Annotated in this window: 9 protein-coding genes; all 9 read right to left on the bottom strand. The window is 54.9% G+C overall.

The genetic code is table 11. The features are described from left to right. Positions 1-123: 123 nt before the first annotated feature. Complete coding sequence (locus tag G451_RS33185) at positions 124-684, bottom strand: DUF2793 domain-containing protein (RefSeq protein ID WP_051261715.1); 561 nt, start codon at positions 682-684, stop codon at positions 124-126. A 228-nt stretch (positions 685-912) separates the two neighbouring features. After that, positions 913-3231, bottom strand: coding sequence for a phage tail protein (locus tag G451_RS0119785; protein ID WP_027185612.1), 2319 nt, complete (start codon positions 3229-3231; stop codon positions 913-915). Further along, positions 3213-3698: an NlpC/P60 family protein gene (locus tag G451_RS0119790; RefSeq protein WP_027185613.1), complete on the bottom strand. Its 486-nt coding sequence runs from the start codon at positions 3696-3698 to the stop codon at positions 3213-3215. Before G451_RS0119790 ends, G451_RS0119785 begins: the two co-directional genes overlap by 19 nt. A gap of 1 nt (position 3699) precedes the next feature. Next, the gene (locus G451_RS0119795) at positions 3700-4512 is read right to left on the bottom strand and encodes a phage BR0599 family protein (RefSeq protein WP_027185614.1); all 813 of its coding nucleotides are present in this window, start codon (positions 4510-4512) and stop codon (positions 3700-3702) included. A 154-nt stretch (positions 4513-4666) separates the two neighbouring features. Then, entirely contained in the window at positions 4667-7366 is a 2700-nt protein-coding gene (locus G451_RS0119800) for an RCC1 domain-containing protein (RefSeq protein ID WP_169727916.1), read from the bottom strand. Positions 7367-7599: 233 nt separating this feature from the next. After that, entirely contained in the window at positions 7600-8169 is a 570-nt protein-coding gene (locus G451_RS0119805) for a hypothetical protein (RefSeq protein ID WP_027185616.1), read from the bottom strand. Then, the gene (locus tag G451_RS33190; protein ID WP_051261716.1) at positions 8169-11030 is read right to left on the bottom strand and encodes a tape measure protein; all 2862 of its coding nucleotides are present in this window, start codon (positions 11028-11030) and stop codon (positions 8169-8171) included. Before G451_RS33190 ends, G451_RS0119805 begins: the two co-directional genes overlap by 1 nt. A 10-nt stretch (positions 11031-11040) precedes the next feature. Further along, the gene (locus G451_RS30610) at positions 11041-11343 is read right to left on the bottom strand and encodes a DUF1799 domain-containing protein (RefSeq protein ID WP_084448678.1); all 303 of its coding nucleotides are present in this window, start codon (positions 11341-11343) and stop codon (positions 11041-11043) included. Further along, positions 11340-11735, bottom strand: a complete 396-nt coding sequence (locus G451_RS0119820) for a hypothetical protein (protein ID WP_027185617.1) — start codon at positions 11733-11735, stop codon at positions 11340-11342. Before G451_RS0119820 ends, G451_RS30610 begins: the two co-directional genes overlap by 4 nt. Between the last annotated feature and the right edge of the window lie 195 nt (positions 11736-11930).

The following is an 11930-nucleotide window of genomic DNA, read 5'->3' on the forward strand; positions in this document are numbered from 1 at the left end:
TCGGATACATTAATGATTCTGAGTTGGCACTTCTCCCTTTGCCGCTTCCCGTTGTTTGAGAAGAGCGTCTGATCGGATACATTAATGATTCTGAGGAGATCGTACGCTTTCGAGCCTCCCTCTTTATTCCACATCCACCCACGCGCTCTCATCCCCTACCCCAACGACAATCCCGCCCGTGATCGCAAGATCGCGGGTTTTCATTTGGAGCGTGCCGGTATCAATCTGCAGCCCCGTGACCACGGTGAGCGCGCTCACGTCCACCCCGGCAACCCCGCCGACGTTCACTCCGGAACCGACATGGAGCACGTCGACGACATCCCAGGCCGTGCCGTCCCAGACCACCATGTCTCCCTCGTCCTCGACCCAGATCCGCCAGCCCACCGGCGGCGTGACGATCAACCACACCGTTTCCGCGCTCGACCATACCGCAATCCTCTCGGTATAACCGGCAAAGTCGCCGGTGGCTGCGCTGGCCACGATATGAGCTTCACCGTTCACCGGCCCGACCGGCGGTGCTGTCGTCGTTCGCGTTTTCACCGTACGTGGGAGTAACGCGGCCAGATCCGATTGAATCGCCGCGTTGTTATCCACGGCGTATGACCAATTTGTCATGCCAGCAGGCACAGACAGCGTCTTTCCCGGTTTGAGGATCGATTCAAGATTACATTCACGAGTAGCCATAAGAAATGCCTCCGTTCTGCACTCACTTTTTTCAAAAACGCTCAAGAAAAGTGAGTGCAGAATTCAAAAACTGTAACGGTTTATTCTATTCAAACAGCCTCAACACCGACGACAACCCCCACTTCACCACCCCGTTACAGTTTTTGGGAAAAGGGGTGGGGCTTGGGGAGGGGAAAGAACCCTTTTTCCAAAAAGGGTTTTTCCCCTCCCCAACTCTTCATTCTCTTCTTACACCTCCACCGACTTCCACGCCGAGACATAGCCGGCGTATTGGTGGCGGCATTCGATGAGACAGGGGGCACTGTTGGTGATGGTGAAATCTCTGGTATTATCGGGAAGCTGGACGACGGTTCCGCCGTTGATGCGATACTCTATTCGCCCCTCGAAGACGGGAGTCTCATCATCAGCCCGTGACCCCGCACCAAAGGCCCCGGCACCATAGCCGCGCTTGGAAATGGGATAAACTCGGACGGCGATATTATCTCCGGAGCGTGATGCCTGAATATGCGCCACAGACAACGGTCGCAAGGCTCGCAATGTGGGCGTCAACGTGATCGCAACGGCTTGCGACAAATCATGCCCGTCCTGGCCGGTGACGGTGATGGGCACACACTTGATGGTGGTCGTAGCCGTGTTTCCAAGAGCAATGGTGCAGGCCGGAAGATCCGGACATATCCAGACTTCCAGGGTTTCGGGGTGAGCGGTTGGGGTTGTCCAGGACGTTCCCCGGACCACCCCGTTGAGCCTGACGTCTTCGCCTTCATCGGTCCAATCTCGAAACCGTAAAATCTCATCACCTGCCAAAACAGCCCGGCCCGATGTCCAGACTTCGGCCTCACCGATGTTGGCCACCTGACTCCAATCGGCATCCTCATCCGGCGTGACGAGCATACCGCGCGTCTTATCCAAGGGATGGGTGGCGGCCGGGTAGTCTTCGGCCAATGTTGCCCGCTGACAAAAGGAAGAGAGGGTATGCACACCGGGCCAGCTCAAACCGCCGTCGGTCGACACATAGACCCGTATGCCGGTTTCGGTTTGCGTCACGCGCTGACAACATACCGCCACGGCCGGCCCATCGCCGTAGGTTGTATCGTAATCCAGCTCCACCACATGGATATGTTCGAAGGGTTCCACTTCCATGGACGGACGCACAAACCCGGATTCCGGTTTCGGCACCAACGGCCCGACCGATTCCGGTAAATTAAGCGTCCCGCTCCCTTGATCCATACTCCGGATCAAAATCGATTCGGCCGTCATCTGTACACCCGGATGCTCATCGAGCAACGAGGGCAACTGAACTTCGGATACGGAAAAGAAGCCTTTGACGTCATGCATGGAACATTCGATATAGATGACATCACCCGGCCGAACATCCCAAAAACGGAGTGACGTCGTACACTGGAGCGTGCGCGAGGCCCGAACCGATTTGCAGTATTTGACGCTCAAAATATCGGCCGCCGCTTCCGCCGTGGGCACGGTGGAGAGATCCACCGTAATGGCCCGGCGCGTCCCACCGACCATATTCCGGGTGGATGGATCGGGAACGGATATGGATTCTTCGGAAAAGGCTTGCTCGACATCCACAAACGTGGCGGTCCAGTCCGTGTACATGGTGGCATCGTCGCGCGGTGATAAAGAAAACTGCGAAAAATCGTCAATAATCGACGCTTTGACGTCCGTGGTCGTGTCCATATCGAGACGCAGCGCAAACTTTCCTTCATCGGTCCAAGCCAGAAAACTATTGTAGACATCGCTCAACTCGGCCAAATACGACCCGGCGTCAACCTCCCGATCCAAGACGATATTGCATCCCCAATCCCGTTGGGCATAGAGCGTCGAAGCGACTTCGAACGAATCGACATCAACCAGTTCCACCGGACAGCCCGCCATCCGCAAACCATCATACATGGCTGCGGCCGGGTTGGCCCCGCTCGTCAGCTCGACCGTGCACGGAAACGGCATATCCGTCGGCCAACGATAGACGTAATAGGAAATGGACGGGACGCGCGTATCCGATCCGCAGGACACATTGAACAGAAAATTGACCGCCAACCCGTGTTTCGGGCACGAATTGGGCACATATGGAGCCGGGACGGTATTGTCGGATCCACCGAACTCCCAGACCCCCATGGCGTACTGATCGGCTAAAAACTGGCTGGTAAACCCGATGTTTTTACTGTTGACGAGATAGCTGTGGATATGCACATCGCCGTGTTTGCCCGAGGCCAAGACGATTTCAAGGTCAATATAATAGACCCATCCCGCCACCGCCGACGAACTGCCTCCGAAAATCTTACTCCCGCCTCCGGTGGATTGCGTATAGGGCAAAACGACTTGTTTGCCGTACCAGGCCATAATGCCGGCCACTTGGCCCCAGCCGCACACATACGGTATCGGTGTCCCCTGTTTGGTATTGGACACCGTGAAATCCGTGACGCTTTTCGGCAGTGGTGACGAGGGCGTTGCGGTCTGGGTTTTGGAATATTCGCTCGCCAAAACCGAGGCAATCATCGAAACGACATAAACCGCTATGAACCAGTAGCCCACATCAACCTCCCTATACCGGCAACACGCGCCATGTTCTTACGGTCCAGCGGCCACCGGGTCACGCCGACGGTCTCCATGGCGTGCAAGGCATAGTCCCCCACCCAGACGGCCATATGATAGGCTCGCCAGCGCGCACGCAAATAGAGAAAGAGAATATCCCCCGGCATGAGATCCGGAGCCGGGAAATGGACCTCGCACCCCATCCCCGGATTGAGCAGATCGATTTGATCCTGCACAATGTCACGGACCGGCTCAACCTCCTGCCCCCGTTGCCAGCCCGGAGACAGATCCACCGGCACGACGCGCGCGGCAAACCCGCATTCGACCAAGGCACCGCAGACAAAGCCGACGCAATCGACCCCACGCCGTTTGGATCGGCCCCCATGGCAAAACGGTGTGCCTTCATAACTCGCCAGTGTTGATAACCACTGTGCACACCTTGACGGATCCGTATAGAGCGGTTCCATATCAGGCTCCCAGCAAGATAGGGTTGTTGCCCGGCATATTCGGCAATCCGCCGAAATGGTTGGTGTTGGCGAATTTGTCACGACACGTCTGATAATTGCGGTCGCATCCGGGCAAGAAGGTCAAGGCGATGGTTGTCGGATCCGTTTCAAAGGGAGCCGTCAGCGTGACGGAATCGCCGGTATGATTGACAATCGTCCGGCGTTCAAACCCGCAGAGCACTTCCCCGAGTTGAAAATAGCCGTCGCCGTATGCCGCCAACGCGACATGGCGCAACATCAATTGATCATCGCTTGGTGTGGAAACGCCGGGCAACGTCACCTCGTACGCGCCCCGGCCGAGTTGACAGGCACTATCGAAGAGTTCGTGATTGCATTGTTTCGTGGCTCGGTCTCGCGGGACGCGGCATCCCAAAATGCGTTGGTTCGGACTGCATTCGATTTCAACGTCATCTCCGTTGAGCGTGGGGTTGCCGTACATTGTCGCCAGCAATGCGTATGTCGGGTTGGCCGGATCGGACAAGTTGACCCAATAGAGGCGGACTTTGATCACGGCCCAGGCCGCGCCCGCCAGTTTCCGCATGATCGGTTTAATCTGTTGGATTTTGACGGTCATACTCGTCGAGTCGATCGACTTGGAGTACGTCAAGCCGTCAACATCAATGAGCGCCGGGTCACAGGTGATACCGCCCACGGTTATCGTCGCGTGTTCACGCGGTGTGCTCGTGAGATAAAAGGCATCCGGAATGCCGGCGAACGGGAAGACCGGTTCAAGAACAAATGCTTGGGCCATATAGCCTGTTTGGATGTTCGTCATGGGGAAGGCCTCCGGCTTCTGCACTCACTTTTCTTGAACCAAGTAAAGTGAGTGCAGAACCATCCCCTTTTCCCAAAAACTTTCGCTGGGTTGGGCGTGAGGGGGATTGTCGTTCGTATTGTATGCATAGGCAACGCATGAAAACCGTTAAAAGTTATTGCGATTCTCCAAGGAATAAGGTGGAGGTCGAACTATTGGTTGCATCGAGTACCCCCGATGATACCAATGCATACGGATACGGACAGAGAGCATCCCCATCTTTTAATCCCTTTGTCGTGATCCCCCTGCCCCAAATCCACAACTTACCATACATATCAAACGCCAACGCCGCGTAATACCGAATTTTCAAACGAACACAGCCGGTCAATCCGGGAATCGGACGAAACGTATTCCAAAAGATGTCCCGGTCGCCACCCCCTAATAAACGGTCAGAATTCCAGCCACGAGCCAAGACTTGACCATTACTATTCGTACCTAAAATCGAGTCATACGTAGACTCCAATGATGTCCAGGTGGCCGCATTGGCAATGACAAAATCACCATGCGTTGCCAGATCAGGGCCTTGTCCGGAAAGAAAATCGAACCCCTTATGCCACATGATACCGAACGTATCGATAGCCACAACATAGGGAGTCTTATATTGTGTGAACATGACCGCTTCTCGCCAGGTCCGTGTGCCTTCTAACAACACCGGATCTTCATCTATGGGGAAATGCCATAAGGATCCATCCGACTCTTTGATAGCCAGAGCCCCACCCCATGTTCCTGTTTTGACCCATGACCATGTATCTTCAGGCTCACCCAATTGCGTCATGTCCAGTGTACCGTCATCATGAACATCAGCATGCCACAGGCCGCCATCGAGCGTAACGCCATACAAGACACCGCTAGATGATACGCTGATAACCTTGAATATCACAGGATACCGCTTCGGAAGATATATCGTATTTCCGCTTGCTATTTCGTATCTATATTCCACATGCGATTGGTACACATATCCCCACGACCAAAGATATCCCTCTTCATCAAGGCCAACAACACGATACCCACCGGACTCAATGGTTGTCAGCGCCGTATCGGACAACAGCGGCAAGCGGTCATATCCCGACATCCCGCTGTCGCAGAAAAACACGTTGAAATGAGGAATCGTCAGCCCTTCCGCCAGACAAAACAATGCCTGTTCACACGCCGCGACAGCTCTGGCCCCGCTCCGAACAACCGGTGTCGGGGCATTGACATTAAACAGATTGGCCAACCCCAATCGACCATTCTCTCCCCAAACGGAACACGATCCATCTTGATGCAGCCCCAAAGCCACGCTTGAGCGCATGGACAGGACCATCCAATCCTGTCGTCCTTCAACTCGTGTTGGCAAGGTCACTTTTTGTGACGCATAAGTTCCAAATGGCAACATCCCATAATAATTCACCCCCCACGCCCATAACGATCCGTCCGAACGTGCTCCGCAAACCGCATAGAATCCATCCGTGGCCAGCCACCTCCACGGCCCATTATCCGCCAAAGTCATTGTCGATCGATCGACGGTATCCCCGGTCGCAAGAATCCCAAAATGGTTCCAACCCCGCCCCCACAAACTCCCATCAGCATGAATCGCCAATACCGTGGGGGGATCACCATATCCCGGCTCTTCCAAACACACCGCGGACAGCCAATTCCCGTCATCCAACAATGTCGGCGTGGCCGTACTGGTATCTCCGCCCCACCACCACAGGCTTCCATCGGTTTTCACGCCGAGAACAATATACCCGCGCTGCGTGTAGACGTGTTGCCACAAACCCAGCACCTGGGTGAGAACAGATCGATTGACGGTATCCCCGACACCAAGCTGGCCGTGATCGTTAAGCCCGCAGGCCCAGAGCGTGCCATCGGTACGCAGGGCAAAACCACAGGCCGCACCGCGTACGATTTTGGTATATCGATTTACCGTGTCGACCGGCCCGACCGTACCGAAATCACCGGGTACCCCGAGTTGTCCCTGGCTGTTGTCGCCCAGACCGAACAATCGACCGTAGGCCGACAGAAACCAGTGTGATTGCCCGCCCGGTCCCGTGGCCAGAGTCGAAAACTGGCCGGCATTGAGCGGCAAGAAAAACGGGACATCGACATCCGGATGCGGATAGCCCAAGACTTGCCCCGCATCGCCCAGACTCCAGGCATCCCAGGCATCATTGGGCAATTCCCAGGTGAGTGTCGCCTCGTTTTCATTGGGCAATTCCACCACGGCCGCTGAAATATCGTGCACATAGTCCCGATCGGAAATCACGGTTTCCGTCATCTCGCCGGTAAAGCGCACCCGCAGCACCTTGCAGCACATCACGACATCATCGGGCTCGATATCCATCCCATACGGTGCATTGAGGTAAATTTTTTCGCCGTCTCCCAGCGAATCCGCGCCCATCACCTGACGTATCATCTCATCACCATTGCGGCGTTTTAAAAAGAGGTATTCCGTGCCCGTAAAATAATCGCTATACCCCGCTCCCCGGCTTCCCAGAATAAATGCATCCTGCGCCCCTATCGGAGCCGTCGGCATGACGTGCCATGTCCACGTGGGGATCCAAAACCCATCCCAGGCTCCGCGACAGTCCAAAAAAAATTGGAACAACCTGTCTCGCATCGAGCGAACGCGTGCCCGCCACGTCAGCGAAAATGCCCGAACAATACCGGGTTGGCCGCTTACCGTCGACACGAGGGACTTCTTCACCCCCAATCCCAGCACGTTCGAAGCGGCAACACTCGATTCCTCAAATTGGTACGGCAAGCCCGATGAGGAGGTTGGCGGCATATTCAACACCGGCGACAACCCACCGTGATCAAAAAATGGGGTGAGCATGGGGAGAGCCTCCGGCGGCCGGGGAAGGGGAAAAACCTTTTTTGAAAAAAAGGTTCTTTCCCCTTCCCCGGACCTCATCCCCTTTTCCAAAAAACTGTAACGGGGTGGGTATGGTGGTGGTTATCATTGGTATTGTATGCATAGGCAAAGCATGAAAACCGTTAAACGTTTTTGAAGATTCTCAAGAAACTTTTTTCAAAAAGTTTCTTGAGCCGCCGGAGGCTCCTCCGCCTCTACCGGGCAAACTCTTCTTCTACCGTCATGGAACCTTCTATGCTCCAGGCCGCCTTGGTATTGCCTGACCATCCTGTGGCCGTTCCCACCAAGGCGGGATAGATCACGCTTCGAGCGGGATCCCAGGTTGCGCTCGTCCCGGAAACAGTCAGCATACTACCTGAAATGTTTGTAATTTCAGCAAGTTCATAGGCATTAAGGTCGTACGTATCGGCAAAAAAACAGTACATTGCCGTGGACAAGGCTCCTCTTCCCTCCGGAGAAATTTGCATTGTGGTCGTGCTGAATGAAACCAGATCGTACGACTCGGAACAGACCGGAACGGCAACTCTGACATTCTGAGCCAGCTCCAGCCCTGACATGAGCGGCAAATCAAACGGCGCGCCGGCCACGGAAAAGCGATACGACCAGAGAGGCCGGATGGTCAGCGGCCGACGCTGTTCCAAACGATTCTTGGCCTGGTGCACGGCAACGGGGAAACGGCATGTCAGCACACATTCCGGCGTGCGCCCAACAGCCGTGGGCCGAATGAACCACACATGAATATCTGTTCCGGGGATAACCGCCATTAACGACTCCGTAACAAGCGCGAGACTTTGCCCTTGTTCTTGGCAAGGGTATTCAAAATGACATTTTGGCCATACTGCGAACCGAGCGTTTCAAGAATTCGTTCCGGTGAATCGACATTGACGACCGTGACCGGCACGGACGTATGCACGGCACGGGATTGACCGGAAGAACCGGACGAGGGGGACGCGGCAGCATTGGCCCCCAAACGGCTGTTCGACGGATTGGCGACAAACACGGCAAACGGCAAGGGTTGTGCCGCCGGCCCGGACGACACTTGCCCGCCATATCCGGCTAAACCACCCGCTGCAAAATGATCGACACGACCTTCATTGATTGCATTGAGATAGTCGACACCCATCCGTTTGACGGCGGATTTACGCAAGACGAATTCACCGGGCATGAGCATGGCCGGTACGGTATCGCGATCACCGACACCGGGAACGGATCCACCCGTGGCATACCCGGTTGCGGCAGACGAACTCATGGCCGAGGCAATACTTGAAACGAGCGAAGCGCCCATGGAAATGTATTTGCTGTAATCGTCCCAGCCCATTGAAGCGGTCTCCTCGCCCCCGCCTCCCGTGGCGCCCATGTCTCCACCACCGGTTGCGCCGGATCCGTAGCCCAAGGCGTTCAATATTTCCATTTTGAGAATGGCCAACCCGATTTGCATGATCAAATCGGCAAACGATTGCGCCATGCGTTCCCCGAAACTGGCCAAGGCATTGGCGGCCTGGTCCCCTCCGGCAACGATATCGGAAAACAGCTCTCGAACACTGGAACTCGTGATATCGATCGCATCAGGCAAAATATTTTCATAATAATCGGCCAATTCTTCATGGGTACTGAGGACGGCTTGATTGGCGCCGTACCCGATGAGGCTCCCGACATCGAGATCACGCCGCGCGGTGAGATGGGATTGTTTCTTTTCAATGAGCTTTTCATCCAGAGGCGTGGCAGCCCGCTCTTTTTCCAGGTCAAGCAAGCGCAACTCGGCATCGTATACCGCTTTCACCGATCCGGAGAGCGTGGCCATATCGCGCACGCGTTCGACGAGATATTGGGCTTGCTGGCGGTTGATATCGAGAATGGCGGCTTCGTATTCCTCGACCGCCTGCGCAACTTTTTCCGGATCGCCCTGGTATTTCGTGGCCACCTCTTCCATTTTTGCCCAGGCATCATAGCGTTGGGCATTCCATTGGCCTTTCCCGGTACTGCTCGCCATGGCCTGGAGGTGACTGGAGGTATCGCGGATCCGGTCGAGGTAGCGCTCCTGTTCCGCCATTTCCATTTTCTGTTCCCGGAGCGCCAAGACCACATCTTTTTGCTTGGCCAAAATATCCGCCACAGGCCCGGCCCCCACCTTGTCGAGCTGCTCTTCAATCCGGTCAATCTCGCGGGAGGCATCATGGTCAATTCGTAAGAGCTCCACGCCATGCGTATCGCCCAACCGATTGAGCTGGAGCTCTTTCAATTCAAACTGCAAATCCTTGAGCGCCTGCGTGGCCCGCTTGGCTTCGGCTTCGATATCGAGCGTGCGTCCGTGTTTGGGGGTTTTGGGTGATCCTGAAGGCGACCCCGCGCCACCGCCGGAGGTATTTTCAAGTGGAGAGGTATTTCCTTTCAGGAGATCGAACGTACTTCGATTCTCTTTTGCCCGGAACTTCGCTTCAAAATTTTTCTGTTGCTCTTCCAGCTTGGTTTGTTGTTCTCCAATGACACGTTGGAGATTCCCCATTCCGGTGCCGACTGCGCCCAATTCGTATGTTTTTCCATCGGCGGGAACCGGCATCCCCTTGTTGATCATATAATCGCGGAGATTATCTTTGGCATTGACGACCCCATACGCGCCAAATCCGGCGGCCGCCCCGACAACGGCTCCTTTTACCCCACCGGTAAAAAAGCCTGCAGCCGCCCCCAACAAGGCGTATTCCTGTGGTCCCATGTTTTGCAGCTTCTGAATAACCACATCCAGCGCACCGGCAACCGAACTCAACGCCTGAACAAACGAACTCGCCCCATTAATCCCCACCTGGAATGCCTGCAAAATGGCCCGCCCGGTATTCAACGCCCATTTTTCGAGGTCCATCTTGCCCTTGCTCGTTTCGAGATAGGCCAAAAACTCACCGAGCGATGTCTTCAACACCTGAAACGGCCCCAAATTCATGACTGTATCAACCCACGAATTGACCGTATCGAGCATATTCGACCACAAGCCTTTCCAGGTCTTGGATTGCTTTTCCATCCCTCCGTCGAATTTCTGAAAAATATCAAGGAGCTTCGTAATGATGGACGAGGAGGTCTTGTCGATCGTCTCTTCCATCTGCTTTCCACCCTGTGACCAGGCCAAGGTGACTTTGTCTTTTTCCTGGCTGGCCCGAATGCCAAACTCCTTGAGGCGTTCGAACTCACCGGTGGAGGCATCGGCTATGGCCTCCACGGCATCATCGAGGCTCTTGGAAAACGCCGAGGCGGTATCACCGGCCGGTTTAAGCAACTGGATGGGATCGAGTCCATAGTTCTGGAGCTTGATAAACGACTGGGTGACTTCCTCCAGCTCATAGGGCGTGGTTGCCGCAAACGTTTTGATCCAATCAAACGCCGCCGCCGCTTTTTCCGACGATCCCATAGCGGTTTCCAACGACACAGACAGACTTTCAAATGTTGAAGCAACACTTAAAAATTTATGCGCCACCAGCCCCGCGCCCAATCCCACCAATGCGGATTTGATGGAAAATACGGCATCGGACACGCTCATCAACTTGCTTTTCAGCCCAGTGGATTCCAAGGCAATGCGCCGAAACACGAGCGAAGCATGATCGCGTGCGGAGATGGTAATGCGGGTTTGTGTCTGGCCCATGAGGTCTCGTTCAATTTTCCGTGTTCGCGGCCTGGAATCGACTCAAGGTATCGGATTCCAAAACCTGAATTTTTCGCAATATCGCGGCATCAATGGTGATACCGAGGCTCCCGGCAACGCTGTACATGGGCGTGTAATCCAAGCCGATGATCCCGCCGAACGAGGTCCGCCATTGGGTTTGGCAGGCCAACCAGAGCCGCCATGCCGACATATTCCCCGGCCAGACTTCCGGCGCCTGCGCCTCACCCCATGCACACGCCGCGCACGGCGGTGCGTTGTCGTACCGCCTGGCGCAATCGCGGCAATATGTTATTTTGTCGCTATCGGAACGCCAGCGCCAGGCGTCGAGGAGTTTTTTTCAGCGGCCTCGCCTTTGCCGTTGGAATACATGGCCGTGGCTTCATAGACCGCAATAAAATCTCGCGACGACCGCTTGAGAAAGTCGGCCATATCCTTGCCGTACACCGACTCCACACAAAATTCCTGAAGTTGGCGCGTTTTTTTCATATATTCGACAGCCGCATCATCGTCGTGCGTATCCGGCTGTTTTCCACCTTTTTTGCCGCGTACCCGGTCGCTTTTCTTTTCCAGCGCCCGACTGAACAACGAGGCGATTTCATGTTCCCTGTCTTCCATTTCCTTCAACGCATCCCAGGAAAGAGACTGAATCTCGAAATCCGTTCCATCGGTAAGTTGTATCTGCATAAGACGCCTCCGGCTTCTGCACTCACTTTTTTCAAAAACGATCAAGAAAAGTGAGTGCAGAATTCAAAAACTGTAACGGTTTATTCCATTCACTCTACACCCCTCCGACACCACACCCACCCCGTTAAAGTTTTTGGGAAAAGGGGTGGGGTTTGGGGAGGGGAAAGAACCCTTTTTCCAAAAAGGGTTTTTCCC

This window comes from Desulfovibrio inopinatus DSM 10711 (genome assembly GCF_000429305.1).
Classification (GTDB): domain Bacteria; phylum Desulfobacterota; class Desulfovibrionia; order Desulfovibrionales; family Desulfovibrionaceae; genus Alteridesulfovibrio; species Alteridesulfovibrio inopinatus.

Bases quoted from the DNA above. Each gene is read 5' to 3' on its own strand.
- G451_RS33185 (WP_051261715.1), bottom strand. From the start codon at position 684: ATGGCTACTCGTGAATGTAATCTTGAATCGATCCTCAAACCGGGAAAG.
- G451_RS0119790 (WP_027185613.1), bottom strand. From the start codon at position 3,698: ATGGAACCGCTCTATACGGATCCGTCAAGGTGTGCACAGTGGTTATCA.
- G451_RS0119795 (WP_027185614.1), bottom strand. From the start codon at position 4,512: ATGACGAACATCCAAACAGGCTATATGGCCCAAGCATTTGTTCTTGAA.
- G451_RS0119800 (WP_169727916.1), bottom strand. From the start codon at position 7,366: ATGCTCACCCCATTTTTTGATCACGGTGGGTTGTCGCCGGTGTTGAAT.
- G451_RS0119805 (WP_027185616.1), bottom strand. From the start codon at position 8,169: ATGGCGGTTATCCCCGGAACAGATATTCATGTGTGGTTCATTCGGCCC.
- G451_RS33190 (WP_051261716.1), bottom strand. From the start codon at position 11,030: ATGGGCCAGACACAAACCCGCATTACCATCTCCGCACGCGATCATGCT.
- G451_RS0119820 (WP_027185617.1), bottom strand. From the start codon at position 11,735: ATGCAGATACAACTTACCGATGGAACGGATTTCGAGATTCAGTCTCTT.